This is a genomic window from Bacillus sp. FSL M8-0256 (assembly GCF_038005765.1).
GTDB classification, from domain to species: Bacteria; Bacillota; Bacilli; order Bacillales; family Bacillaceae; genus Bacillus; species Bacillus safensis.
In genome coordinates this window covers 3,153,367-3,180,263 of the sequence record NZ_JBBOTU010000001.1, presented here as the reverse complement: position 1 = coordinate 3,180,263, position 26,897 = coordinate 3,153,367, and the positions used below count along the sequence as shown (strand labels likewise).

The window sequence follows — 26,897 nt, the reverse complement described above, 5'->3', positions numbered from 1 at the left end:
TTTATCAGAACAGTGATTTCAAAAAGAAAAGAAAGTGATATACTAGACTTCGAGATTGATAATCATTATCACTAATACAGAATAGACATGAACGGAAAGGAAGAGACTGGTTTTGGGCTCACAATCGAATAAACAGCTGCCAGCCAGCGATGATACGATCGATATTGTCACGAAGCCTTTTGGAACAGCAGCTGTTATCATCATAGGAATGATCGCTTTAGCATTTGGTCTTTTTTTATCAGTATCATTAGGAGCGGCAAACATTCATCTACAGACTGTATGGGAAGCCGTTTTTCATTTTGATCCACATCAAACTTCACATCAAATCATTCGGGAATTGAGGCTGCCGCGTACAGTTGGAGCTGCCCTCGTCGGTGCCTTTTTAGCCGTATCAGGTGCCATTATGCAAGGAATGACAAGAAACGCGCTTGCGTCACCTGAGATTATGGGCGTGACAAATGGCTCCGCATTTGCGATTGCCATTGCATTAGCATTTTTCCCTGGCCAATCTTCTTTTACATTAATTCTTTGGTCATTTGTTGGAGCCGCACTCGGTGCCTCTATTGTATTTGGTGTCGGTACTATGTCAAAAGGGGGGCTGACTCCTGTAAAGCTCGCACTAGCTGGTACAGCGGTTGGAGCACTTTTGAGCTCCATCTCCTCAGCCATTGCCATCCGTTTTGACGTCGCTCAAGATATGAGCTTTTGGTATGCTGGCGGAGTGGCAGGTGTGAATTGGAGTAACATTCATATCATCATTCCAGTTGCCATTGCAGGACTAATCATTGCAATGATCCTTGCCCGTTCGATCACGGTTTTGAGCTTAGGTGAAGAACTGGCGAAAGGACTTGGACAATATACAAAAACGGTCAAGGTGCTTGGTATATTGGTTGTTATTCTTTTAACGGGTGCTGCCGTGTCGGTAGCAGGCTCTATTGGTTTTATTGGGCTTGTGATCCCTCATGTCACTCGATTCTTGGTTGGAGTGGACTACCGCTGGATTATCCCATGCTCTGCTATTTTAGGAGCCACTTTGTTAATTTATGCAGACATTGCTGCAAGGCTGGTCAACGCTCCGTTTGAAACGCCAGTCGGTGCCATTACTGCGATTATAGGCGTTCCTTTCTTCTTATACTTAGCTAGACGTGAAAGGAGCGGGATTTAAATGGAAATGGTGCAGCAAGCAAAGAAAAAGAAGTATCAACGAACGATGCTCATGATCTTTTTCGCGATCGTAGCTGTGTTTCTCATTAGTTTAAATACCGGAGAAATTCGAATCTCTCCGATGGATACATTGAAAACACTTTTTGGATTCGGAAGTGAAATGGATGAACTCGTATTATTCGAGTTCAGGCTTCCAAGAATGGTCATCGCTTTACTTGTCGGCGCTTCTATCGCTGTATCAGGAGCGATTTGGCAAGGTGTTTCTCAAAATGGTTTAGCTGACCCGGGTATTCTCGGTGTCAATGCCGGTGCTGGTTTTGCCGTTGTGCTATTTATCTTTGCATTTCAAGGCACGATGACAAATTTAGGTGATTTTACGATTTTTGTACTGCCGCTTTTCGCGTTCGTAGGTGCAGGCTTTGCTGCATTTCTCATCTATGTGTTAGCGTGGAAAAAAGGCATCACACCTGTTCGATTGATTTTAACTGGTATTGGTGTGAATGCTGCGTTTTCAGCAGCAATTGTGGTCATCCAGTTGAAAATGAGCCCAAATGATTTTAACCAAGCCATCGTGTGGTTATCTGGAAGCATTTATGGCTCGAGCTGGACGTACGTCTTATCTGTTCTGCCATGGATGCTGATTTTCCTTATATTAGCGCTTGTCAGATCACGCTACTTAAACATTATGAATTTAGGTGATCAGCTGTCCTATGGATTGGGCATTTCTGTTCATAAAGAAAGAAGCCTTCTCATGCTGATTGCCGTTGCATTAGCAGGTGCGAGTGTTGCTGTTGCAGGAAGTATCTCTTTCCTAGGATTAGCCGCACCGCACTTAGCTAGAAAGCTTGTTGGGCCAAAGCATCAAGGAATGATACCGGCCTCCGCGCTGATTGGCGCGCTGTTATTATTACTGGCAGATACAATTGGCCGCGTCATCCTTGCACCATCAGAAGTGCCAGTTGGCCTTGTCGTTTCTGCTTTAGGCGCACCTTACTTCATTTACTTATTGATGAAATCGAACTAATGAGGAAGGAGAGACAACATATGAAATCACTCGAAACAGAAAAGCTTTGTATCGGTTATCAAGACCGTTTGATTGTAGAAGATTTGAATGTCAGTATCCCAAAAGGCAAGGTGACAACACTGATTGGACCGAATGGCTGCGGGAAATCAACCATTTTAAAAACGATGTCTCGTATTATGAAATCCAATCGAGGAGCTGTTTACTTAAATGGCAAGGCTATCCATGAGACGCCGACAAAAGAAATTTCAAAACAAATGGCGATCTTACCGCAAACGCCCGAAGCACCAAGTGGATTGACAGTGTATGAGCTCGTGTCATATGGACGTTTCCCGCATCAAAATGGGTTTGGCCGCTTATCAAATGAAGATAAACGAATCATTAGGTGGGCACTTGAGGAAACGGGAATGATTGCTTTTCATGATCGGCCAATTGAAGCACTTTCCGGCGGACAGCGTCAGCGTGTATGGATTGCGATGGCACTTGCCCAAGAAACAGAGCTGCTCCTATTAGATGAACCTACGACGTATTTGGATCTTGCACATCAGCTCGAGATTCTTCAGCTGTTAGAACGCTTAAATAGGGAGCAGGGCCGAACTGTGTTGATGGTCATCCATGATTTGAATCATGCGGCGCGTTTTTCACATTACATGATTGCCCTCAATCAAGGGAAAGTCATAAAAGATGGTACGCCTCATGAGGTCATGACCAAAGATGTACTCAGTCGGGTATTCCATATTGATGCAGAAATTGTGCTTGATCCTAGAACGAATAAGCCGATCTGTTTAACATATGACTTAATGAATCATGAACGAAAGCTAGAAGCTGTGAATGGATAATAGATGTATAGGAACCCGGTGCAGCTGCCGGGTTTTTTTGTATGTTTAAAACTTCCTAGTCCTGCCATTTTCTCCAGTTGATATTTTTTCGCTTTTATGCAGAAAAGAGGTACTTTTTTACTTTAGACAATGGTAATATACGGTTAGAGATCATGCTAGAAAGGAAAGAGATGCGTGGAAACAGCAAAAATATTGATTGCAGATGACGAAGAAGCAATTGTGAAAATGGTTGAACGCGTATTAAAAAAAGAAGGATTCAAGCATATTTATAAAGCCTACCATGCAGATGAAGCATTAGATATTGTCAAAAACGAGGACATCCACCTCTTACTTCTAGATGTAATGATGCCCGGTAAGTCTGGCTTTGACGTTCTGCCTGAAATCAGAAAGTTAACGAAAGTGCCTATTTTCTATTTAACTGCAAGAACGTCTGATGTCGATAAACTGACGGGCTTTGCACAGGGGGCAGATGATTACATCACGAAGCCATTTAACCCGCTTGAGCTAGTGGCTAGAATTAAGGCTCACCTAAACCGAACATATATCTCCTTACAGGAGGAGCAAGAAGACACTCAAAGCCAATATCATTATGCCCATTTCTCCTATCATCCTCATGCAGCCGAATTGAAAGTAAGAGGAGAGGTGACGGCATGCTCTGCTCAGCTTCTTTCTTTGCTGAAGTACTTTTGTGACCATCCGAATGTGGTACTCTCAAAAGATCAAATCTATGAGAAAGTATGGGGCGTCCCATCATATGGTGATAACAACACTGTCATGGTTCATATTCGAAAGCTGAGAGAAAAGATTGAATTAGATCCGAGTCAGCCAGAATATATTGTGACGATCCGTGGTATGGGATATAAATTTATACCGCACCCTGCAAAGGTCCTTCAATAATTTATGAATTTACGAGCAAAACTTTTCTTTCACTTTGTCGGACAAATGTTTATTGTGATTGCCATTCTGACGATCGGGCAGACGTTCTCTGAAAATTTATATATAACAAAACAATACGAGAACATGGCTGAAACTGGTTTAACAAAAGCTGATGGAGATACACTCATGAGCTGGCTTTATTTTAACGAGGATGGAAAAATGGAAGCCGACGATCAGCTCAAGCAAGCAGTGAAAAAACGAGACGGCTGGCTGCAAGTGATTGATTCAAAAAAGAATACTGTTTATAGCTATCACCGCCCTAAATCCATTCCAACATCCTATCAAAAGGATGAAATGATCAAGATCTTTGAAAAAAAAGAATTTAAAGATTACAAGATGTACTTCTGGCCCATTGAGATTGATCAAGAAAGCTTTATTGTGTTATATGGGTTCAAAACGAACAGCACAAAGGTAGCCAATTATCTGAAACAGCACGAGAAAAATTTGGCTGCATTATCTCAATATTCGGTTGAAACGAAAGAATTCTTGAAGAGAATGAACGGATCAGTTCATTTGTTCAATGACGAAGGAAAATATTTAAAAGGCATTCGAGCCAACACCGATTTGAAACATAACGTAACAGATGTTGAACTGCTCAAGTATCAATCGAAGCCTTGGGAGTTTAGAAGTGACCTCACTTATATAAAAGTGAATAAAAAACTGTATATCATCGTTTCAGTACCAAATAAAGTATACAGCCCGGACGAGCTTTACGATAAAGAGAGAGACGCTTTAAATCAATATACAACCATCTTAATTGCAGGTCTTGCACTCACTATTATTATTGTCATGACATTATGGTATTCGTATCGTTATGGGCTGCCAATTTATCACATTATTCGCTGGCTGATTTTCTTATCAAAAAATAAATTGCAGGAACCAACAAATAGAAAGGGAATTCCAGTCAGCAAAAATAAAAAAGGCCGTATTAAGCGGGAATACCGATTATTTGAGGATATCCTAAAAACAATGGAGCAGCTCACGCTTACATTAAAAGAGAATGAAGCAAACCGAAGAAAAATTCAAACCACAAGGGAAGAATGGATTGCAGGATTGTCTCATGATTTGAAAACGCCTCTAAGTACGATTTATGGCTATGGACTCATGCTTGAATCCGATCAATATCAATGGTCCAAGGAAGAAGTCATGGAAATGGGACAGGTGATTCGTGAGAAATCAGAATACATGTCAACACTGATTGAGGATTTAAACCTCACGTACCGATTGAAGAATGGTGCCCTGCCTATTAATCGGAAACCGGTTGAACTCAGTGAATTTTTAGCTTCCATTATGGACGAGTTTTCAAGAAGCTCTTCTTCTGAGGATTATCCATCCTCCTTTGAAGATCAAACAGATGGTGTCATATTTGAGATCGATAAAGCATGGTTCAGACGAGTGATTGAGAACCTGCTGGCGAATGCAGTGAAGCATAACGAAAAAGGCACACATATTACAGCTGTTTTATCTGAAACAAATGAAGAAGTTCGAATCGAAATGAAAGACAATGGCCGCGGAATGGCACAGGAAACGGTGGATCACCTATTTAACCGCTATTACAGAGGGACAAATACAAACGATCCAACGAACGGAACAGGTCTCGGGCTTGCGATAGCAAAAGAGCTCGTCTTGCTGCATGACGGTGACATTCAAGTTGAAAGTGAACTAGGCATTGGAACAACTATTGCGATTATCCTAAAAAAATCATCACCTGTAAAATAGCCAAAAAACGATTTTCTTTTCTAAAGGAGATCGTTTTTTCCTGTTTTAGGATTGAAATCAATTTTGTAAACGATTACAATAAAATTGTTAACGTGAACAAATCAATTTTATCTATAAGAGAGATGGGGGAGTTTGATGAAAGCCTTTTTAGATGAGCATTTTTTACTCAACAGTCAAACGGCGGAAAAGCTATACCATGAGTTTGCAAAGGACCTTCCAATTATAGATTACCATTGTCATTTAAGCCCCAAAGAAATCTATGAGAATAAAACCTTCCATAATATCACCGAAGCATGGCTTTACGGAGATCATTACAAATGGCGTGCCATGAGAGCAAATGGCATACCCGAATCGCACGTCACAGGGGATGCCTCAGACTATGAGAAATTTCTGGCGTGGGCGAAGACTGTTCCCATGACCATTGGTAACCCGCTCTATCACTGGACTCATTTAGAGCTGAGACGATATTTTGGAGTTGAAGAACTTTTAAACGAAAAAACCGCACACATCATCTGGCAAAAAGTAAATGAAAAGCTGCAAGGAGAGGGTTTTGGTGCAAGAGACTTTATTGTGAAATCGAACGTTGAAACAGTCGTGACAACAGATGATCCAGTCGATTCGCTTTGCTATCATCAAAAACTGCGGGAAGAAGGATTCACTGTGCAAGTACTGCCCGGATTTCGGCCTGACAAGGCACTCGATATAACGAATCACCTATTTACAGTGTATGTACACGAACTGGCAGAGGCTTCATCTACTTCAATACAATCCTATCAAGACTTTTTGACAGCACTCCTCGCAAGAATTGATTTTTTCCATGAACAAGGCTGCTTGATCTCAGATCATGCTATTAACGAAATGACGTTTGAAGAAACGACGGAAGAAGAAGTGGAAGCCATCTTTCATAAAAGAATGTCTGGGCATTCATTGACGGAAAAAGAGAAGATCAAATTTAAAACACAAACATTCATTCAGCTAGGTCAGGCTTACTATGAGCGGGGCTGGTCAATGCAGCTGCATATCAATGCGCTTAGGAACAACAATACGAAAATGTTTGAGCGGCTTGGGCCAGATACAGGGTATGATGCGATGAATGATGAAGACATTGCCAAGCCGCTTTGCAGAATATTAGACCGTTTAGATCAAGAACAGGCACTGCCAAAAACCATTCTCTATTCCTTGAATCCTCGGGACAATGTTGTGATTTCCACATTGGCTGGAAGTTTTCAAGACGGGACGACACCTGGGAAGATCCAGCACGGCACAGCTTGGTGGTTTAATGATACGAAACAAGGGATGACAGAGCAGATGATGGCTCTATCCAGTATTGGACTGATCAGCCGTTTCATTGGGATGCTGACTGATTCACGAAGCTTTTTGTCGTATACAAGGCATGAATATTTTCGAAGACTGCTATGCGATATCATCGGAGATTGGGTAGAAAAAGGAGAAGCCCCTTATGATCTTGAACTGTTAGGGGGAATCGTGAAAGGAATCAGCTATGAAAATGCCAGGCAGTATTTCCAATTTGACCGGGCAAAGCAGCTCCAGCATCCAAACTGAATGACATGAAGAAAATGAAAGCGGTTTTATGATAAGATGGTAAAAAATCATAAAAGGCGGAATAGCATGACAGTCACAATTAAAGACATAGCAAAATTGGCAAACGTCTCTCATACCACGGTATCAAGGGCTTTGAATAACAGTCCTTTTATTAAAGAGAAGACAAAACAAAAGATTTTGTCGATTGCAAAACAGCTGAATTATTCACCGAATGTCCATGCGAGAGGCCTAGTATCACAAAAATCATTCACAATTGGTCTGTTTTTTACGAGTTTAACAGAAGGCACATCTTCAAGCTTCTTTGTGGATGCGTTAAAAGGTGTCAATAGCGTCATGACAGAGCATTATAATCTCTTTATAAGAGGAATTGACGACTTTCACGATTACACAACCATTCATAAACAACGCTACGATGGCATTTTGCTCATGAGTCAAAGCGAACACGATGAAGCATTTATCCATCATGTGAAGAAACAGGGCATTCCCATCATTGTGCTGAATCGCCGTGTAGAAAGTCATGAGGTCATGAATATATTAGCAGATGATAGTCAAGGAGCTTACCAGGCTGCACACCATTTCATTCAGCAAGGTCATGAACAAATCGCCATCATTGAAGGGAAAGAAGGCTTTAAATCAACTCAAGAAAGAAAAGCTGGTTTCCTGCAAGCGCTAATTGATCACCAAATACCTATGAAGAAAGAATATATGATGAAAGGCGATTATCATATGAAAAGCGGCTATGAATCAATGGAATCGCTGCTGGCCCTTGATGAACCGCCAACAGCGCTCTTTTGCTCAAACGATGACATGGCGATTGGTGCAATGAATGCATTATTTGCAAAAGGCAAAACGTGTCCAGGTGATATTTCTATTATTGGTTTTGATGATATTGCTTTTTCGTCCTATACCACACCTGCATTGACAACGGTAAAAAAACCGATTGAAAAAATGTGTGCACTTGGAGCAGAAGCTATCCTTTCAGTAATAAACGGTGAAGAGCAAGAAGAGGATCATATGGAAAAAGTGTATGTCCACACAGAGCTGATGATTAGAGATTCAGTCAAAAAGGTGCAGTAATCAGCACCTTCTTAGAAAAATGTTCACGTGTGCATATTTCTTTGGAGAGGGGAATCCATTTGAAACGATTATCAAAAGCCATATACCCGGCGGCTGAGTATCCGGAAACGATTTTGCAGATTGGCGAAGGAAATTTTATGCGAGGATTTATCAATTGGCACATCCAGAAGCTGAACGACTGCACAGATTTTAAAGGAAGAGCGGTTGTTGTTCCTCCACGAAAAGGATCGGTAGCAGCCTTAAATGAACAAGATGGCTTGTACACATTATGTATTCAGGGATATCATGACCAGCAAGAAATGAATGAACGTATGATCATCCAATCGATTAGCAGAGGAATTAGTACGTATACGGATTACGAGGAGTTTTTACACGTAGCGGAAAACCCGAATCTTCGCTTTGTCTTCTCAAACACGACAGAGGCAGGACTTGTGTTCAGAAAAGAAGATCGTTTGGAGGATCGGCCGCAAGCCAGTTTTCCAGGAAAGCTGACATCGTTCTTGTATCACCGGTTTAAAGCATTTGCTGGAGATGAGCAGAAAGGACTGATCATTCTGCCTTGTGAATTGGTTGAACAAAATGGTGATCGATTGAAGGAATACGTGATCAGTATGGCAGCTGAGTGGGAACTGCCGCCTGCGTTTATTACATGGATTAAGAAAGCCAACACGTTTTGTAATACACTTGTGGACCGGATTGTCCCTGGATTCTCTAAGGAAGCGGCTGAAATTGTACAAAAGGAGGAAGGGTATATCGACGAATTGCTTGTCACGGCAGAATATTATCATCTTTTTGTCATTGAAGCGCCTGCCTTTGTACAAAAGGAGCTTCCCTTTCAAGAAGCAGGATTAAATGTACTTTTTGTAGAGGATATTGCGCCTTATCGTATGAGCAAGGTACGAATTTTAAATGGTGCACATACAGCGATGGTGCCGATTGCCAATTCATTCGGTTTAGAAACTGTAAAAGAAGCTGTGGATGATGAGCATGTTGGTCCGTTCGTCCGGCGTATGCTGGAGGAGGAAGTTCTTCCAGGGCTTGAACTCCCTGAAGATGAGCTTCTTCTTTATACACAATCCGTTTGGGATCGTTTTTGCAATCCATTTGTAAAGCATCAATTGCTGGATATTGCACTGAATGGGGTATCCAAATTCCGAACCCGTAATCTTCCGTCATTGCTTGATTATGTTGAACGAAAGAAACAGCTGCCAATGAAACTTGTGTTTTCACTTAGCAGTCTCATTTATTTCTACAGAGCACATGCAGGAAGGGTCAAGGATGATGAAACTGTGCTAACGCTCATGAAGGAAGCATGGGAAGAGGAAAACCATTCTAATGAAGGAGTTGCAGCGAAAATTCTTTCATGCGAGTCATTATGGGGCAGAAATTTAACAGATATAAATGGATTGAGTCAAGCTGTAGCTGATCAGCTTACCCTCATACAGACGCATGGGATGAGAGCAGCTGTTCATCGAATGAGGCTTCATCAATATGAAAGTCAGGGGGAGAAAGCATGAAAGACTTTATTGTCATCCACCCTTCAGATAATGTCGGTATTGCTTTAAAAGGACTTGAGCAAGGGGAGGAGCTGCAGCATCAAGGACATACGATTATCTTAAAAGAGACCGTCGCCAAAGGTCATAAGTTTGCATTGGCTGAAATCAAGCAGAGAGAGAATATTATCAAATATGGCTATCCCATTGGTCATGCAGTGACTGCCATTTCTGCTGGAGAATGGGTGCATACGCATAATATCAAAACCAATCTATCTGGCAAGCTAGAATACGAATACCAGCCTTCATTATCAGAAAACCCCTATGAAAAAACGAATCTAACATTTAAAGGATATAAACGAAAAAATGGAGAAAGCGGAATCCGCAATGAGCTTTGGATTGTTCCTACCGTTGGATGCGTAAATGGTATCGCCGATCAAATGATCCAAATATTCACCGCTGAAATGGGTGGAAACATCCATCCTTTTGAAACAGCCCTCGTATTAAAGCACAATTATGGATGCTCACAGCTTGGGGACGATCATGAAAATACCAAAATCATTTTACAAAATGCGGTGAAGCATCCTAACGCTGGAGGAGTACTCGTTCTTGGACTTGGCTGTGAAAACAATGACATTGAGGATTTTCAGTACACTTTAGGTGAATATGACCGTACGAGAGTGAAATTTTTAAGAAGCCAAGAAGTAGGAGATGAGATAGAAACGGGAGTCGCTTTACTTAAGGAAATTTATGATGCGGCGAAAGAAGATCATCGTGAAGACATTCCGTTATCTGAGCTGAAAATTGGCTTGAAGTGCGGAGGATCAGATGGATTCTCTGGTATTACCGCAAATCCGCTTTTAGGCAGACTGTCCGATTTTATTGTTGCTCAAGGCGGCACGACAGTGTTAACAGAAGTGCCTGAAATGTTTGGAGCAGAAACGATTTTAATGGAGAGAGCGGAATCAGAAGCGACTTTCGACAATATTGTGCAAATGATCAATGACTTTAAACAATACTTCATGGATCATCGACAGCCGGTATATGAAAATCCTTCCCCGGGAAATAAAGCAGGTGGAATTTCGACATTAGAGGATAAATCTCTTGGCTGTACACAAAAAGCAGGTACTTCTGAAATTAAAGATGTATTGAAATATGGAGAGCTGCTGAAACAAAAGGGATTGAACCTATTAAGTGCACCTGGTAATGATTTGGTTGCTTCATCTGCACTTGCTGCTTCCGGTTGTCAAATGGTCTTGTTTACAACAGGCCGGGGGACACCATTTGGTACGTTTGTGCCAACAATGAAGATCTCAACCAACACAGCCTTATATGAAACAAAAAAGCACTGGATTGACTTTAATGCTGGAGAACTGCTTGAAGATGTACCGGAAGATGTTGTATTAGAAAAATTTATTTCAACTGTCATTGATGTGGCGAGCGGGAAGCTGTTAAATCATGAAAAAAACAATTTTAGAGAGCTGGCTATTTTCAAAACAGGTGTCACACTTTAAGTCGACTGGGGGATGAGGAAGTGTCTAAAAAACGGGATTTGATGTATATCACAGCAGGAACGGTACTAACTGGAGTTGGAATTGCTCGGTTAGCAAAGCAAGGGAAGAAAGATAAAAAAGTAAACGGAATTGATCAAGTGCTAAAGCAGATAAAAGCACCGCAGTTCCCAGATCGTGAATTGAATGTGGTGCATTATGGAGCAGATGCGGAAGGGCAAGAGCTTTCAACAAATGCTATTCAGTCTGCCATTGATGATGCGCACCGGTTGAAAGGGGGGCGGGTGCTGATCCCAGCAGGGACATTTATGACAGGTGCTTTAGAATTGAAAAGCAATGTAGAACTTCATCTACATGAGAAAGCCTATGTGACATTCAGCCAAGACCCAAAGGATTATCTGCCTCTTGTACTGACAAGATATGAAGGGGTTGAGCTTTATAATTATTCACCTCTCATTTATGCACACCATGCAGAAAATATCGCTATTACGGGAGCAGGGACGCTTGATGGCAGAGGGGATGAGCATCATTGGTGGCCTTGGAAGTATGGGACAAATGGCCAGCCCTCTCAGGAGCGGGATCGCCAGCTTTTATTTGAAATGGCGGAAAAGAGAATACCGGTAGAAGAAAGGGTATTTGGAGAAGGTCATTATTTAAGGTCGAGCTTTATTCAGCCATACCAATGTCAGCATGTGCTAATCGAAGGAGTGACAGTGAAGGATTCACCGATGTGGCAAATTCATCCTGTGTTAAGTGATAACGTCATCGTCCGCGGCGTTAAAATCATTGGGCATGGACCAAACACAGATGGTGTCAATCCGGAGTCTTGCCGGAATGTACTCATTGAAGATTGTTATTTTGATAACGGAGATGATTGTATTGCCATCAAATCGGGCAGAAACGAGGATGGACGGAGAATAGGGATTCCATCTGAAAACATTGTCATTCGTAGAAATGAGATGCGGGATGGACACGGCGGTGTGACGATCGGGAGCGAGATTTCTGGTGGGGTAAAGTATGTTTATGCAGAAGATAATGTCATGGACAGTCCGAACCTTGACCGGGCACTGCGTATTAAAACCAACTCTGTCAGAGGCGGTACCATTGAACATATTTATTTTAAAAACAATACAGTGAAAAGTCTAAAGCATGAAGTGGTCTGTATCGACATGATGTATGAGGAAGGAGATGCTGGTCCGCACCGTCCTGTTGTACGTCATATTGAAGTAGAAGGACTCAAAAGCAGCGGCGGACGATATGGTGTGAAAATAGCCGCATACGCACATTCTCCTGTGACACATTTTAAAATGAAAGATTGTGTCATAGATGATGTGGCGTATCCCTTATCTTTAGAGCATGCCGTTTCTCCTGCTTTTCAGAAAGTCGTCATCAATGGAGAACAAATCAATTCATTGAAGAGTGAAAAACAGTCTTTTTAGAGGCTGTTTTTTTGTTTTAGGGACAGAAAAGCCGCTTTTAGAAATCACATATACAACCTATCTGCACTGTAGTATAATATTCCCGAAATTAGAAAAGAATTGACGAAAGAGATTTCGTTAAGCAGTACATAAACAGGGGGTTCACTCATGAAAAAGTTAACAGCTATTTGGCTATCGTTATTGCTTGTGATGGGTGTTTTAGCAGGATGTGCAGGCGCTGAGACAGATCACAAAGCAAAAGGGTCACAAAATAAAGAAACGGCCACTGCGGCATTTCCAGTATCAATAAAAGATGCAGCTGGCAAAACAGTCGAAATCAAAGAACAGCCTAAACGAATTGTTTCGTTAATTCCAAGTAATACGGAAGTTGCTTATGCACTCGGTCTTGGAGATAAAATGGTTGGACGATCAGACTTTGACAATTATCCAAAGGAAGTCGAAAAGGTAGAGAAGATTGGCGGACTTGAATTCAATGTCGAGAAGGTCATTTCCTTAAAGCCAGATCTTGTCTTAGCACATGCATCTCAGATGGGATCAAAAGATGGATTTAAACAGCTTGAAGATGCAGGGATCCAAGTGTTGACTGTAAATGATGCAACGTCCTTTAAGGATGTGTACAAATCAATCAATATGATCGGTGAAGCAGCTGGCGTGAAAGAAGCATCAACAAAGCTTGTAGACGAAATGAAAACAAAGCTGAATGACATCAAGAAACAAGCAGAGGGGATTTCAAAAGATAAGCAAAAAACAGTCTTTGTCGAAGTGTCAGGTGCACCTGAAATCTATACAACTGGTAAAAATACATTTATGGATGAAATGCTTTCTGTTATTCATGCCAAAAATGCTGCAGGCGATCAAACTGGCTGGGTGCAAATGACAGAAGAATCGATCATCAAGCGAAATCCTGATGTTATCGTGACAATTGATGGTTCCAGCTTAGCTGACTTGAAAAAAAGAGACGGCTGGAATGCAATGAAAGCAGTGAAAGAAAAACAAGTCTTTCAATTGAATACGGATCTCGCATCAAGACCGGGACCGCGATTGGTTGAAGGAGTCGAGGCTCTTGCGAAAAACGTCTATCCTGATACGTTCAAATAAATTGACCATCGCATATACACTAAGTGTTTTACTTCTTGTGATGAGCATTGGAATGGGAATCTCCTTTGGAAGCTTAGGGATTCCCATTCCTTCTATTCTTCGTATATTTGTTCATGAACTATTCGGCGTGCAGTTTGGAACCATTGATTCTATCGATCGCAATATTATGATGAACATTCGGCTGCCAAGAGTCATATTAGCGGCATTAGTCGGAGCAGCACTTGCGTTATCTGGTGCAGCTTTTCAAGGTTTATTAAAAAATCCTCTTGCTGACCCTTATACGCTGGGGGTATCTCAAGGGGCATCAGTTGGAGCCGTAGCGACCCTGTTTTTCAGCTTGCAGCTCCCGCTTTTTGGTAGTTTCACACTGCCATTATTCAGTATGACAACAGCGCTTGTGACCCTCTGTCTCGTTCTCTTTTTTGCGCGTCTTGTTCATCGGGGGATGAGCATTTCTTCTTTAATTTTGACAGGAGTAATTTTCAGCTCTTTTTTGGGTGCGCTCATTTCATTGATGATTGCTTTAACAGGTGATGATCTAAAAGAGATCATTCATTGGCTGCTTGGCAGTGTGTCCATGAGGGGCTGGCGTTATATTGTGCTTTTTCTTCCTTTCTTTCTTATTGGAACCTTTGCGTTAATGTTGATGGGGCGGGATTTGAATGTGATGACGTATGGCGAGGAGAAGGCAAAGTTATTAGGTGTACATGTGAAAAGGAGCAAATATATTGTGCTGCTGGCGGGCTCGATCCTGACTGGAAGTGCAGTTGCGGTATCAGGGACGATCGGTTTTGTAGGACTTGTGATTCCGCATTTTATCCGCCTCTTAACTATCACGGACCATCGGCATCTGCTGCCTTTGTCTATGCTGAACGGTGCTTCCTTTCTTGTATTAGCAGATGTGTTATCCCGTACCATCATCGAGCCGACTGAATTACCGATTGGCATCATTACTGCGTTAATTGGTGCACCTGTATTTGGCATCATCCTCATTCGTAAATATAGAGGGGGGACGCACATATGATTCAAGTGAAAGAAATCAGAGGTGGATATGGAGAGAAAGAGGTCATTCGTGGCATTAATCTTGAAGTAAAGCAAGGAGAATTTCTCGGTATACTCGGTCCAAACGGGAGCGGTAAGACGACCCTTCTTAAAATGATGGCAGGGATTTTAGCACCTATGAGCGGTGAAGTACGTCTCGGCGGTCACCTTATTCAATCCTATCAGCCAAAGGCGCTTGCGCAAAAGATGGCAGTTCTGCCGCAGAAAACGGACCAAGCTTTTTCATTTACGGTGGAAGAAACCGTCCAATTCGGTCGTTATCCATATCAAAAAGGGTGGCTGCAATCTGTCACGCAAGAAGATGTGCAGGTCGTCAGCAAAGTCATGGAACAAACGGGTGTTGCACAGTTTAAGAATCAATCCATCCATGAGTTAAGCGGAGGAGAACAGCAGCGGGTGTATTTAGCACAGGCATTGGCGCAGCAGCCTGAATATTTATTGCTGGATGAACCAACGAGTTTCCTTGATTTAGCCTATCAAAAAGATTTGCTTGATTTAATTAAAGAAGAAACTGCTTCCTCTAGGTTAACGGTCATTGGCGTATTCCATGATGTGAACATCGCCAGTTTATATTGTGATCGGCTTCTGCTGCTTCATGAAGGAAAGACTGACATGTTAGGAATGCCGCATCACGTCTTGACCACTGAACGAATCAACCGTGTGTATGAAACAAATGTGACACCGCTCCAGCATCCATTTAGGGCAAACCCTCAGCTGATGGTTGAGCCTGCAGCCCCTTCTAAAGCATCAATTGTAAACATAGCGGATGGTTGGAGGACATATGGTTCAGAAGGAATGACGTTTTCCATTAATCAGCCTCTTCGCATCCTTTCCTCACATAAGAAAAACGGCGGGTTCTTTTGGAAAAGGTCTATTGGAACGGGGACGAAGACGCTTCATGAGCAGCTAGAGTCAGCTGAAGAAATGCTGTTTTTCGAGCAAGCTAACAAATTAGCACAATTTGCCGCCGAAGACGCCGAAGACGATATGATCCTTTACGGCATGCTTCAGCAGGAAGCGTTGACCATTTGGCTTATCCTAAAACGATCTTTAGCAGATGGCGCAGCTGTTCAGCTCATGGGGCAGCTTATGCACATCATTAAGCAAGAAACAAGTTATCCGATCCATCAACTGTGCATCGCTGCACCAAATACGCAAGAAACGGAAGATGCTGACCATTTACACGAAAGATTAGGACAAAAGGTGCAAGGGCTTCTTCATACGTTGAAAGTCATTCAAAAGTAAATGTACAATTATATTTAGGTTAGTTGAGTAAAACAGTTGAAATAAAAGGACTACACATATCTAAAATGTGTAGTCCTGACAATAGTTCTTAATCTTTGCTTTAAATAAGAAAAAAAGCTGCCACAATGACAGCCAGTTCTAATTTTATATCTAAGACGGTCGAATTCTAATTAGATGAAATGCCCTTTCCGCCTTGTGTTATTAAAGTATTGATTCTTTCCATACCAGTAATAATTGGTTTCGCACGACTTATTAATGTTTGGGTAGCTTCGAGACCTAGAGACGCTTGATGGGCATCTTCATTTACCCACACTTCATAAACATAAACAGAACTTGGTTCATTCTCGGAAATATTCACAAGATATATTTCACATTCATCCAAATTCTTCATTGATTCTGCTGCTTCTAACAGAATATCAACCATTTTTTCTTTTTCGCCTTCTTTTACCAAAAACTTGTTAAATAAACTAAATTTACTCATACCATCCTCCTTCATTTTGTCTTAATCATATTTTAGGCATTAAAAACTATATCTTCAATCGCTATTTTATAATGAAATAAAAAGGATGGTACGTTGAATGTCATTCAAAAGTGAACCAAAATGGTTCACTTTTTTTGTTGAAAACATCAACAGCTATATAAGAAAAGGACGGATTATAGTGAAAAATCAAAAAAAGTGTTGCTAATTTAATCGAAATCCTTTTATAATAAATAACATGAAAGCGCTTAATTTATAATATGTTTAAAAATGCAACATATAAGAAAGGGAGGATTATTTGAACATTCAAGGAATTATACCCGCTATTTTGACACCACTTACTGAGAAAGAACATTTTCATCCCGAAGTGGCAACGCAATTAGTGAATCGTTTGATCGACTCAGGTGTACACGGCATCTTTGCTTTAGGCACAAATGGAGAGTTTCATCTGTTTTCAGAGGAAGAAAAGCTTCAAATTGCTGAAACTGTCGTGAATGCTGTTGGCAGACGAGTACCGGTATTCATTGGAGCAGGTGAAAATAGTACGGAGGCAACCATCAGGCTGTCAAATAAACTGGCAGATCTAGGGGTAGATGTTCTGTCTATCATTACACCTTATTTTGTTGCACCAACCCAAGAAGAGCTGTATGAGCACTTTCGCCACATATCTGAGAATGTGAATATTCCGATTCTGCTTTATAACATTCCATCTAGAACAGGAGTGTCGCTAGCACCAGAGACGGTTGCGCGGCTCAGTGCACTGCCGAATGTGCTAGGTATTAAAGACAGCAGTGGAAACATTGAAAATATCAAGGCATATTTGGATGTCACAAAAGATGAAGATTTTGTTGTCCTTGCAGGTACGGACTCACTCATTTTAGATACCTTGAAACTCGGCGGAGCAGGGGCGGTCGCAGCAACTGCAAATGTACTGCCTGAAACTGTCGTTGGACTCTATGAATCTTTTCAAAAAGGGAAGCTTGACGAAAGTGAGCACTTCCAGAAGCAGCTGCAGCCATTAAGAGCAACATTCGGTTTAGGGACATTACCAGCACCTTTGAAAAAGGCAGCAGAGCTTTATGGAATTCCGGTTGGCCCGCCCAGAAGCCCTGTAAAAGAGCTGTCAGGTGAGGCATTGGAAGCTGTGGCACAAATGGTTGAAGACTATCGCAAACAAGGAAAAGCGGCAAAGGAGTAGTGAAGAGATGACGATCACGCATTATCACTTTCAGACGGCATCACACATTGTATCTGGCGCAGGTTCTTTAGACCTTCTTGGGGAGAAATTAGATAGTTTAGGGCTTAGCGGACTCACATCCATTTTTATATTAACGCAGCCATCTATCGTATCACTTGGTTATGCAGATCACATCAAAAGAGAACTTGCAAAAAAGGGGATAGCAAGTGAGATAAGTACAGAAATCAAACCTGAACCAACAGAAGAAAATATCGAGGGCGTATTCCACACCTTTTTAAAAGGAGAGCATGACGCCATTATTGGCATTGGTGGCGGGAGTGTCCTTGATGCTGCAAAAATTCTAGCTGTTCTTAAGACAAACAATCAGCCGATTTCTGCTCTCGTTGGCACAAACCTTGTGGAAAAAAGGGGAGTGCCGACGATTCTAATTCCGACAACCTCTGGTACGGGATCTGAGGTGACACCAAATGCAATTGTGACTTTTCCAGAAAAGGAACTGAAAATTGGAATGGTTAGTCCGCATCTTTTGCCAGACCTTGTCATCTTAGATCCTGCACTTACTCTCAACTTGCCGAAATCTATTACCGCAGCTACAGGTATGGATGCTTTTACGCATGCGCTTGAATCTTATATTTCAAATAAAGCCAATCCATTCAGTGACATGTTTGCCTTGGAATCGATGCGGCTGATTTCAGGAAGTATTCAGGAAGCGTATCATCACGGGGATCATATGAAGGCAAGAGAAAATATGCTTGTTGGTGCAATGTATGGGGGAATGGCGCTCACAAGTGCCGGAACTGCGGCTGTTCACGCCATGGCTTATCCATTAGGGGGGAAATACAAGATTTCTCATGGTGTTGCTAATTCCATGCTGCTTCCGCACGTCACTGCTTTTAATGCAGATCATATCATTGATCGGCTTGAACATGTGGCAAGAGCAATAGGACTAGCGGGAGCTCACACAAAGCAGGAGCTTGCAGATCGTGTGATTCATCAAATTGAAGAATGGACAGCGGATTTACACATCCCACAGCAGCTCAAAGCTTTTGGCGTGTCGAAGGAGGATGTACCGGCACTTGCTCAAGCAGCTTCAGAGGTGAAGAGATTAATGGACAACAATCCAAAGCCAATGTCTGTTTCCGAAATTGAACAGGTATACATGAAACTGCTTGACGCTTAATGCTTCATTGGGATGGGACATGAGAAGTTGCTTCACACGGCTTGCACACAAAGGGGGATTTTAAATGAATGTCTTAAGCAGTTCTGTCATCACATTTATTTTGATCGTCATTATTCTCTATATACTATTTACGACTTGGCTGACGATGCGTTTCCGCAGTAAATCCAATTCAGAATTTAACAATGCTGCTAAGTCACTTCCAGCCATTGTAGTCGGTATTTTGCTCATGAGTGAATTCATTGGAACGAAATCCACTGTTGGAACAGCAGAATCTGCCTTTACGCATGGGCTTTCTGCTTCATGGTCTATTGTGACCGTGGCTATCGCCTTTTTTATTTTTTCATTTTTCTTAGTAGGCAAGTTTTATCGAACAGGACAGTACACCATTTCAGGTATTATCGATCAGAAGTTTGGGAAATCAACGAAGCTAGTTGTTTCTGTTATTATGATTGCTGCATTACTGCTTGTGAATCTAGGAAACTATTTAAGTGGGTCAGCTGCTATTGCATCCATTTTAGGGCTTCCTTTAATGACCTGTGCGATCATTACGGCCGTTGTGAGTACATTTTATTTTACATTCGGAGGAATGAAAGGGGTAGCATGGGTCACGATCCTTCATTCGATCGTGAAGTATGCTGGGATTTTAATTACACTAGGGGTAGCCCTTTACTTAACAAAAGGCTTCGAACCGATGAAACAAACGATGCCTGATCATTTCTTTACATGGGACGGGACAATTGGATGGGGGACAATTGGAGCTTGGTTTATAGGAAACATGGGGGCCATCTTTGCTACGCAGTTTATTATTCAAGCAATTACCTCGTCGAAAAGTGAGCGTGAGGCAAAGAAATCGACACTTTATGCAGCTCTGCTTTGTTTGCCGCTCGCCGTTGCGATTGGTGTGATTGGTGTTGCTGCACATTATTTGTATCCAGACATTGATCCTATTTATGCCTTCCCTGTCTTTTTACAGCATATGAATCCAATTTTGAGTGCCATTGTGGCAACATCGCTTGTGGCATCCATCTTTGTCGGTGTGTCGACGGTCGCGCTTGCGACGACAACCTTAATTATCGATGATTTTTATGTACCGAAAATGAATCCAACACCAGAGCAGAGAATGAAAATCACGAGGTATGTGGCTGTACTCGTTGGAATTGTGCCTCTTGTCGGAGTGGCACTTGCGCCGGAGCTGCTGTCCCTTTCCTTTTTTACAAGGGCGCTTCGAACATCGATCGCCGTTGTAGCTGCAATGGGCTTTTACTTGCCATACTTTAATTCAAATAGAGGGGCGACCATTGGCCTTGCTGCTTCAGGTGTTACCACGACGGTTTGGTATTTACTCGATAATCCGTTCGGAATCGATAATATGTATATTGCCATTATCATTCCTTTCCTTGTGCTGGTAATCGATCGACTTATCAGTCCGCCTGCTAAAAAGGATCAATCATTGAAAGGAGAATTGTCATGACAAATGAAGAGACTATGATGAAAATAGATGGAATTTTGCGACAAAATGAACAAGATACAGAGAGAAAAGAAGCCTTTCTGCCAACAGACTGTGTGCAAAATCATGCGGCCAATTTACTTGAGCTGGATAATGGAGATGTATTATGTGTTTGGTTTGGCGGAACGCAGGAGGGAATACCTGATATCTCAATCTATATGTCGAGACTCAAACGGGGAAGTAACAAGTGGACAGAGGCAGTGAAGTTATCTAACGATCCTGCACGCTCTGAACAAAATCCAGTTCTGTTTCAAGAGGGAAATGGCAGACTATGGATGCTGTATACCGCGCAGCTATCTGGGAATCAAGATACCGCTATCGTGCGATACCGGCTATCAGAGGATAGAGGTGAGACATGGGGTGAGATTGATACTTTGTTTGAACAGCCGGGTACGTTTATACGGCAGCCGATTGTTGTACTGGATAATCAAGATTGGCTGCTGCCCGTCTTCTATTGTAAGACCATTCCAGGCGTCAAATGGACAGGGAACCGGGATGTCAGTGCAGTGAAAATTTCATCCGACCAAGGAAAGACATGGGATGAGGTCATTGTACCAAACAGCACGGGCTGTGTTCATATGAATATTGGAAAGTGTGCAGACGGGTCCCTCATAGCCCTCTTTAGAAGCCGGTTTGCTGATTCGATTTATATCAGCCGTTCCGACGATCATGGACGGACATGGTCTGAGCCAAAGGCGACGGAGCTGCCCAATAATAATTCATCCATTCAATTCACAGTGCTTCAAAATGGGCATCTTGCCCTTGTCTATAATCATATCAATGCGGATGAGCAAACAGAAAGAAGAGCTTCTTTATACGATGAAATTGAGGATGAAGGCGATACGCGTACGGCGGTTGATACAGAAGCACGTCCAGCGTTTTGGGGAACACCGCGTGCACCAATGACTTTGGCACTCTCTGAGGATAATGGTCATACATGGCCTATCAGACGTAACCTTGAAGTGGGTGATGGATATGCGATGACAAACAATTCAAAGGATAAACTAAATCGAGAGTATTCTTATCCATCCATCACGGAAGGAAAAGACGGGAAGCTGCATATTGCGTTTACGTATTATCGGCAGGCGATCAAATATGTGTGTGTGACAGAAGAATGGGTCAATCGCACTTCTTAACTGCAAGAGGGCCCTGCTTCTGGTGAATTGTAACCCTCATTTGCTTCATTTATAATTGATGTTTGGAGGGTTGTCCCCATTTTCTATCGGCTGGACTCCCTCAAGGTATGTCTCATGATGAAGAGATAAAAAATGGGGGTCCTTTTCATGAATATCAAAGTGTTAGGTGTTGCGCCGTATAAAGGGTTGGGAGATGTGTTAATCGACCTTGCCAAAGAAGAAAAAAATATCACATTCCAGCTTGTAGTCGGAGATCTTCGGTCTGGGGTTGCTCTCGCAGAACAAGCAGAAGCTCAAGGGATGGATATCATTATGAGCCGGGGCGGAACAGCTGCGCTCATTCAAAAACATGTGAACATCCCAGTAGTGGATATCCCTGTGTCAGGGTACGACTTGCTTCGTGCCTTAACGCTGATAAAAGATTATCAAGGTAAAAAAGCGGTCGTGGGTTTTGAAAATATCACTCAAGGTGTCCGCACCATTGGGGAATTATACGGAATTAAAATTGATATTTACACAGTGCAGCAAGAGGAAGAGGTATGGGATCTCTTAAAACAATTACAAGATCAAGGGACACAGGTTGTGCTTGGAGATGTCATTACAGATAAAGCGGCTAAAGAGCTGGGAATGCAGAGTATGCTCATTACATCAGGTCGTGAATCGGTCAAAGAAGCATTTCATCAAGCAAAACAAATGTATCGTTTATATAAAGAGGCGACAGCTGAACAGCGTCTTTTTCGTGAAATGATTGATCAAGAGCCAAAAGGCATGCTGATCGTCGATCCACACAACAAACTTCATTTTATGAATCAACAAATGAAACAATGGACAGAAAAAGGATTATTTGCACCGTCTGCTTCTCATGCCGATGTGATTACATGGTGTCCAGCACTTGAACCGGCACTAAAGGCGATTCGAGAAGGGAAACAAAATGGTTATTCTCAAATATCTCATCAGCAGCAAGTGTGGCATGTCAAAGGAAGCATGCTATCGAAAGGCGAGTTGCTTGTCACGATTGAAAGGCCTTCGGCTGTGATGAATCAAGAAGGTCATCGTATTTGGACGCTTGCGTCGCCTATTCATTCAGAACATCCATTTGCTCTTTTTACAGAACAGAGCCCGAAAATGAAAGATGTGATCAAAAGGGCAAAAGCGTTTAGCCAAACGGAGCGCTCGATTTGCCTTTATGGTGAACAAGGAACTGGTAAATCAAGCCTTGCATTTGCCATCCATCAAATGAGCGAGAGGAAAGATGAGAGCTTTACAACGGTACATTGCAGACGTTTGACAGAACCGGAAGATTTAAAATCAATCCCTCTGCATCAAAAAGGGACGATGTTTCTAAAGGATATTGAGAGCGTTCCAATGGATATACAGCAGCTCATTGCTGAGCAGATGCATCATCATCAGAATATTCGCTGGATGGCTGCGTCTCAAGTGGATTTGTTCAAATTGATGCAATCTGGAGCGTTTTGTGAGGAATTATATACAGGCTTACAGGAGCTCACGATTCATGTCCCTCCGTTATCTGAACGGCCAGAAGATATTGAGGACATGAGCAGGTTATTTATTGCGGAACTAAATTCTCTTTACGGGACGCAGGTGGTTGGGCTGTCAGCAGATGTGATTGAAGCCTTTCAACACCAGAAATTCAGAGAAAATGTCAGGCAGTTCAAGCGGATCATTGAGGAGCTTGTGCTGACGACAAAAAGTGGATATATCACGTTGAATAAGGCAAAGGCAGCAATTGATCAGCTTGTTTTTGAAAATGAAGAAAAGCAGCTGTCCAGCTATTTGAATGGAACGCTTGATGAGATTGAAAGACGGATTATCAAAACGGTGCTGGAAGAAGAAAATATGAATCAATCAAAGGCGGCAAAGCGGTTGAATATCAACCGTACGACGCTATGGAGAAAGCTAAAGGAATAATATGTAATGAGGCCGAGGTGTCTAAATGACAAACGATCTATTAAAAAAAGGAGCGAAACTAGAGCAAAAGGTAATCATTGTGGCGGATGATTTGACAGGTGCCAACGATACAGGTGTTCAATTTGTCAAAGCGGGCTTCACAGCCTCTGTCCTGTTTCAGCCGTCATTTGAAGGCATTGACAGGTATGAAGAGGATGTGCTGATTGTGGATACCGATTCACGAAGTATGTCTTCAGAGAACGCCTACCATGAGGTCAGCCAAATGGTGCAGCCATTTCTCCAAGATGAATCGCACCTTTTCTTAAAAAAAATAGATTCAACATTAAGAGGCAATATAGGAATTGAACTGCAAGCACTAATGGATATTGGCCCATTTGATGCGGCGGTTATCGCACCTGCCTACCCAGATGCACAAAGAGCAACCAATGATGGCATACATTATGTGGAAGGAGTGCCTGTTCATCTGTCAGAGGCAGCAAAGGATCCGAAAACACCAGTTTTGACATCCAGCATATCAGATTTAATTGAGGAGCAGACGAACGTCAGACCAAAAAACCTTTCTCAACAAACAATCGGCGAAGAGCTCAAAGGAACGAATGATGAGGTATCATCGTTATTGAAGCATGGTCACCAATGGTTTGTGTGTGATGCAGAAACAAGTGATGATTTAGGGCGGATTGTGGAAGTGTTTATGAAGATGGATAAAAGAATACTATGGGTCGGTTCAGCGGGACTAGCTGGTGCATTATCGGCATATGTCGCTAAACATAGAAATACTTCTCGCCTTAAAAAACAGAGATCTGTCCTCATCGTATCTGGAAGTGCCTCTCAAAAAACAAATGAGCAGTTTGCTTATTTAAGAGAAACTCACGATTGTTTTGAGATAAAAGTGAACCCGCTGAATGTATTAAACGGCCGTGAAGCATGGGAACGAAAATCAGTTCTCGATCAACTGCGTAAGCGTCAGAACGAAGATATTCTCCTTTACACAGATGCACGGCCAGAGATGGTTGAAAAGATGCTGGTTTACGGAGAAAAGAAAGGGCTGTCAAGACAAGAGGTTGGAGGTGCTTTGTCCGTCTTTCTTGGAATGATCACAAAAGACATTGTCACATTATCAGGAATGAGACGACTTTTCCTAACTGGCGGAGATACAGCGCGGGCGATTTGCCAAGAGCTTGGAGCAGGAGGTATTCGGCTGCTGAAAGAAATTGAACCTGGCATCCCGCTCGGTCAGCTTGTTGATACGAATTTATATGCGGTTACGAAAGCAGGAGCTTACGGTCAAAAAAATTCAGTACTCCACGCGGTAGAAGTGCTGAAAAAGATAGAGGGGGAAGTCGAATGTCAAAACCAATCATTGCTGTAACGATGGGAGATGCGGCTGGTGTTGGTCCTGAAATTATTTTAAAAGCTTTTCAGCAAACACGTTTACATGAAGAAGCCGTTCTATTTGTGATCGGAGATACCAGTATATTAAATAGGGCAAAAGACTTTGTGAGTACAGATGTGGAGATTGTAAGTATCAAAGAACCAGAGGAAGCGGAGCAGGTGAAAGCCGGAGCAGTTCCGTGCTTAGACCTTAAGCTCTTAACGAACGAGATTCCAATTGGGGACATATCAAAAGAAGCAGGAAATGCTGCTTTCCGATATCTTGAAAAAGCCATTAGTCTTGCAAATGACCGTAGAATTGACGGCATTTGCACAGCGCCGTTAAACAAAGAAGCACTTCATAAGGCAGGTCATATGTATCCAGGACATACAGAAATTTTAGCTGACCTGACAGGTACAGAAGATTATGCGATGATGCTGGCTGCCCCTAACTTAAAGGTAGTTCATGTCACCACACATATTGGATTAATGGATGCCATTTTAAAGATTAATCCTGAGCGTGTATACACGACGATTAAGCTGGCACATGATACACTCGTCCGTTCTGGGATCTCTGCTCCTAAAATCGCTGTATGCGGGATTAACCCGCATGCTGGGGAAAATGGGTTGTTTGGGAACGGAGAAGAAGAGGAGAAGATCATCCCAGCGGTTGAACTAGCGCAGGAAGAAGGGATTCAAGTATTTGGGCCGCTGCCTGCTGATACCTTGTTCTTTAGGGCAGTAAGAGGTGACTTTGATATCGTTGTGGCGATGTATCATGATCAAGGGCACGGACCGATTAAGGTGCTTGGCTTAGAGTCGGGTGTAAACATTACAGTTGGGTTGCCGATTATCCGTACAAGTGTGGATCATGGGACAGCATTTGATATCGCAGGAACAGGAAAAGCTGATTCTGCGAGCATGGAAGAAGCTATTAGACAGGCCATCATGCTTTCTGGTACGAGAGAAAATCAATATGAAAAGAAAAAGAGCCTTTAAGAGAGGCTCTTTTTTTCTAGTTCATATACGTTCCGCCATTCATATTGATGGTTTCTCCTGTGATAAAATCCGACTGGTCAGAAGCTAAAAATGTCACAACATTTGCGACTTGTTCTGGTGTTCCAATCGTTTTCAAAGGAATTCTATCTAAAACCGAACGCCGGTATTCATCGCTCCACTGTTTGCTCATGTCTGTTTCAATTGGACCAGGGCAGACAGCATTCACATGAATGTGGTGCTCTGCTAATTCTTTGGCAAGATGCATGGTTAAATAATTGATGCCTGCCTTTGATGCACCGTATGCAGGTGATGCATTGTGATGAGGGGTTTTGCCAGTTGTAGAACTCATATTGATAATCTTTCCGCCTTGTTGTTTGATCATGTCAGGAATGACCGCTTGGCACATGAGGAACGTGCCGGTCAAATTAATATCAATCAATCGTTTCCACTCATCAAGGGATGTCTCGACTGTGGATTTTCGTAAATTGATCCCAGCATTGTTGACCAGCAGATCAATCTGTCCAAAATGTGTTTTCGCTTGTTCCACGAGTGAAGAGGCTGTCTCTGGTAAACTAGCATCACCAGCAACATAAACGGCTCGTTTCTCTTTTTTATTCAGTGAGGAGCAAACCTCTTGCAGCAGCATGTCGTTCGTTCCATTGAGAACGACGCGCACTCCTTCGCAGGCAAGTGCCTCCGCAATGGCGCGGCCAATTCCTCTGCTTGCACCTGTAATGATTGCTACTTTATTTTGTAAACTCACGTACATCCCACCCCATCTCTCATAATTAAAAAGCGCTTTCATTCATTATAAAACGGGATGTTTCATCATTCAACATATATAAGAGGGTTGGAGTGATTTTTAGTAAAAGTGTTTCATAATAAAACAAATACATCTTTTTAACTTCAGGTTATACTAGAAGGACAAAGCA

22 protein-coding genes are annotated in these 26,897 nt (G+C 42.3%); 20 read left to right on the top strand and 2 right to left on the bottom strand.

The annotated features are described in order from the left end of the window. The first annotated feature begins 112 nt into the window (after positions 1 to 112). The 13 genes from NSQ76_RS16525 (at position 113) to NSQ76_RS16465 (ending at position 16,167) form a co-directional block, all read left to right on the top strand. Complete coding sequence (locus NSQ76_RS16525) at positions 113 to 1,165, top strand: FecCD family ABC transporter permease (protein ID WP_024423451.1); 1,053 nt, start codon at positions 113 to 115, stop codon at positions 1,163 to 1,165. Then, the gene (locus NSQ76_RS16520) at positions 1,166 to 2,188 is read left to right on the top strand and encodes a FecCD family ABC transporter permease (protein ID WP_048237425.1); all 1,023 of its coding nucleotides are present in this window, start codon (positions 1,166 to 1,168) and stop codon (positions 2,186 to 2,188) included. It abuts the gene before it with no gap. A 20-nt stretch (positions 2,189 to 2,208) separates the two neighbouring features. Continuing rightward, complete coding sequence (locus NSQ76_RS16515; protein ID WP_024423449.1) at positions 2,209 to 3,024, top strand: ABC transporter ATP-binding protein; 816 nt, start codon at positions 2,209 to 2,211, stop codon at positions 3,022 to 3,024. Positions 3,025 to 3,198: 174 nt separating this feature from the next. Further along, positions 3,199 to 3,921 (top strand): response regulator transcription factor, encoded by a 723-nt coding sequence (locus NSQ76_RS16510; protein ID WP_024423448.1) that lies wholly within the window; start codon positions 3,199 to 3,201, stop codon positions 3,919 to 3,921. Between the two features lie 3 nt (positions 3,922 to 3,924). Next, on the top strand, positions 3,925 to 5,679 hold the full coding sequence (locus NSQ76_RS16505) for a HAMP domain-containing sensor histidine kinase (RefSeq protein WP_263904986.1): 1,755 nt from the start codon (positions 3,925 to 3,927) through the stop codon (positions 5,677 to 5,679). Between the two features lie 135 nt (positions 5,680 to 5,814). Then, positions 5,815 to 7,242, top strand: a complete 1,428-nt coding sequence (gene uxaC / locus NSQ76_RS16500) for a glucuronate isomerase (protein ID WP_263904987.1) — start codon at positions 5,815 to 5,817, stop codon at positions 7,240 to 7,242. A 66-nt stretch (positions 7,243 to 7,308) separates the two neighbouring features. Further along, positions 7,309 to 8,319 carry a LacI family DNA-binding transcriptional regulator gene (locus tag NSQ76_RS16495; RefSeq protein WP_341054916.1) on the top strand — a complete coding sequence of 337 codons (1,011 nt, stop codon included), beginning with the start codon at positions 7,309 to 7,311 and terminating at the stop codon, positions 8,317 to 8,319. Between the two features lie 59 nt (positions 8,320 to 8,378). After that, complete coding sequence (locus NSQ76_RS16490; RefSeq protein WP_263904990.1) at positions 8,379 to 9,836, top strand: tagaturonate reductase; 1,458 nt, start codon at positions 8,379 to 8,381, stop codon at positions 9,834 to 9,836. Beyond that, the gene (locus NSQ76_RS16485) at positions 9,833 to 11,326 is read left to right on the top strand and encodes a UxaA family hydrolase (protein WP_263904991.1); all 1,494 of its coding nucleotides are present in this window, start codon (positions 9,833 to 9,835) and stop codon (positions 11,324 to 11,326) included. The genes NSQ76_RS16490 and NSQ76_RS16485 overlap by 4 nt, the downstream gene beginning before the upstream one ends. A gap of 20 nt (positions 11,327 to 11,346) precedes the next feature. Further along, entirely contained in the window at positions 11,347 to 12,762 is a 1,416-nt protein-coding gene (locus NSQ76_RS16480; protein WP_263904993.1) for a glycoside hydrolase family 28 protein, read from the top strand. Positions 12,763 to 12,909: 147 nt separating this feature from the next. Then, on the top strand, positions 12,910 to 13,860 hold the full coding sequence (locus NSQ76_RS16475) for an ABC transporter substrate-binding protein (protein WP_024426031.1): 951 nt from the start codon (positions 12,910 to 12,912) through the stop codon (positions 13,858 to 13,860). Then, complete coding sequence (locus NSQ76_RS16470; RefSeq protein ID WP_024423440.1) at positions 13,826 to 14,884, top strand: FecCD family ABC transporter permease; 1,059 nt, start codon at positions 13,826 to 13,828, stop codon at positions 14,882 to 14,884. Before NSQ76_RS16475 ends, NSQ76_RS16470 begins: the two co-directional genes overlap by 35 nt. After that, a complete protein-coding gene (locus tag NSQ76_RS16465) occupies positions 14,881 to 16,167 on the top strand; it encodes a heme ABC transporter ATP-binding protein (protein ID WP_341054907.1) in 1,287 nt (428 codons plus the stop codon). The genes NSQ76_RS16470 and NSQ76_RS16465 overlap by 4 nt, the downstream gene beginning before the upstream one ends. 166 nt (positions 16,168 to 16,333) lie before the next feature. On the opposite strand, the gene NSQ76_RS16460 is transcribed toward NSQ76_RS16465, so the two are convergent. Beyond that, positions 16,334 to 16,648: a putative quinol monooxygenase gene (locus NSQ76_RS16460; RefSeq protein WP_034623862.1), complete on the bottom strand. Its 315-nt coding sequence runs from the start codon at positions 16,646 to 16,648 to the stop codon at positions 16,334 to 16,336. Between the two features lie 295 nt (positions 16,649 to 16,943). Between NSQ76_RS16460 and dapA the strand changes: the two genes are divergently transcribed. From dapA to pdxA, 7 genes are all read left to right on the top strand, one after another. Continuing rightward, positions 16,944 to 17,843, top strand: a complete 900-nt coding sequence (dapA, locus tag NSQ76_RS16455) for a 4-hydroxy-tetrahydrodipicolinate synthase (protein ID WP_034623861.1) — start codon at positions 16,944 to 16,946, stop codon at positions 17,841 to 17,843. A 7-nt stretch (positions 17,844 to 17,850) separates the two neighbouring features. Next, on the top strand, positions 17,851 to 19,023 hold the full coding sequence (locus tag NSQ76_RS16450) for an iron-containing alcohol dehydrogenase (RefSeq protein WP_034623860.1): 1,173 nt from the start codon (positions 17,851 to 17,853) through the stop codon (positions 19,021 to 19,023). Between the two features lie 64 nt (positions 19,024 to 19,087). Next, complete coding sequence (locus NSQ76_RS16445) at positions 19,088 to 20,494, top strand: sodium:solute symporter family protein (RefSeq protein ID WP_024423435.1); 1,407 nt, start codon at positions 19,088 to 19,090, stop codon at positions 20,492 to 20,494. After that, positions 20,491 to 21,666: a sialidase family protein gene (locus NSQ76_RS16440; RefSeq protein ID WP_208946371.1), complete on the top strand. Its 1,176-nt coding sequence runs from the start codon at positions 20,491 to 20,493 to the stop codon at positions 21,664 to 21,666. The genes NSQ76_RS16445 and NSQ76_RS16440 overlap by 4 nt, the downstream gene beginning before the upstream one ends. Before the next feature lie 147 nt (positions 21,667 to 21,813). After that, positions 21,814 to 23,595 (top strand): sigma-54-dependent Fis family transcriptional regulator, encoded by a 1,782-nt coding sequence (locus tag NSQ76_RS16435; protein ID WP_341054895.1) that lies wholly within the window; start codon positions 21,814 to 21,816, stop codon positions 23,593 to 23,595. A gap of 25 nt (positions 23,596 to 23,620) precedes the next feature. After that, entirely contained in the window at positions 23,621 to 24,964 is a 1,344-nt protein-coding gene (locus NSQ76_RS16430) for a four-carbon acid sugar kinase family protein (RefSeq protein WP_216099856.1), read from the top strand. Beyond that, complete coding sequence (gene pdxA / locus NSQ76_RS16425; RefSeq protein ID WP_326135769.1) at positions 24,940 to 25,965, top strand: 4-hydroxythreonine-4-phosphate dehydrogenase PdxA; 1,026 nt, start codon at positions 24,940 to 24,942, stop codon at positions 25,963 to 25,965. Before NSQ76_RS16430 ends, pdxA begins: the two co-directional genes overlap by 25 nt. A 16-nt stretch (positions 25,966 to 25,981) precedes the next feature. Here pdxA and NSQ76_RS16420 read toward each other — a convergent pair whose 3' ends face one another. Next, entirely contained in the window at positions 25,982 to 26,728 is a 747-nt protein-coding gene (locus NSQ76_RS16420) for an SDR family NAD(P)-dependent oxidoreductase (protein WP_024423430.1), read from the bottom strand. Positions 26,729 to 26,897 lie beyond the last annotated feature (169 nt).

Coding starts and splice junctions, on each gene's coding strand:
- uxaC (WP_263904987.1), top strand. CDS start 5,815: ATGAAAGCCTTTTTAGATGAGCATTTTTTACTCAACAGTCAAACGGCG.
- pdxA (WP_326135769.1), top strand. CDS start 24,940: ATGTCAAAACCAATCATTGCTGTAACGATGGGAGATGCGGCTGGTGTT.
- NSQ76_RS16445 (WP_024423435.1), top strand. CDS start 19,088: ATGAATGTCTTAAGCAGTTCTGTCATCACATTTATTTTGATCGTCATT.
- NSQ76_RS16435 (WP_341054895.1), top strand. CDS start 21,814: ATGAATATCAAAGTGTTAGGTGTTGCGCCGTATAAAGGGTTGGGAGAT.
- NSQ76_RS16520 (WP_048237425.1), top strand. CDS start 1,166: ATGGAAATGGTGCAGCAAGCAAAGAAAAAGAAGTATCAACGAACGATG.
- NSQ76_RS16485 (WP_263904991.1), top strand. CDS start 9,833: ATGAAAGACTTTATTGTCATCCACCCTTCAGATAATGTCGGTATTGCT.
- NSQ76_RS16450 (WP_034623860.1), top strand. CDS start 17,851: ATGACGATCACGCATTATCACTTTCAGACGGCATCACACATTGTATCT.
- NSQ76_RS16430 (WP_216099856.1), top strand. CDS start 23,621: ATGACAAACGATCTATTAAAAAAAGGAGCGAAACTAGAGCAAAAGGTA.
- NSQ76_RS16515 (WP_024423449.1), top strand. CDS start 2,209: ATGAAATCACTCGAAACAGAAAAGCTTTGTATCGGTTATCAAGACCGT.
- NSQ76_RS16505 (WP_263904986.1), top strand. CDS start 3,925: ATGAATTTACGAGCAAAACTTTTCTTTCACTTTGTCGGACAAATGTTT.
- NSQ76_RS16460 (WP_034623862.1), bottom strand. CDS start 16,648: ATGAGTAAATTTAGTTTATTTAACAAGTTTTTGGTAAAAGAAGGCGAA.
- NSQ76_RS16465 (WP_341054907.1), top strand. CDS start 14,881: ATGATTCAAGTGAAAGAAATCAGAGGTGGATATGGAGAGAAAGAGGTC.
- NSQ76_RS16440 (WP_208946371.1), top strand. CDS start 20,491: ATGACAAATGAAGAGACTATGATGAAAATAGATGGAATTTTGCGACAA.
- NSQ76_RS16495 (WP_341054916.1), top strand. CDS start 7,309: ATGACAGTCACAATTAAAGACATAGCAAAATTGGCAAACGTCTCTCAT.
- NSQ76_RS16475 (WP_024426031.1), top strand. CDS start 12,910: ATGAAAAAGTTAACAGCTATTTGGCTATCGTTATTGCTTGTGATGGGT.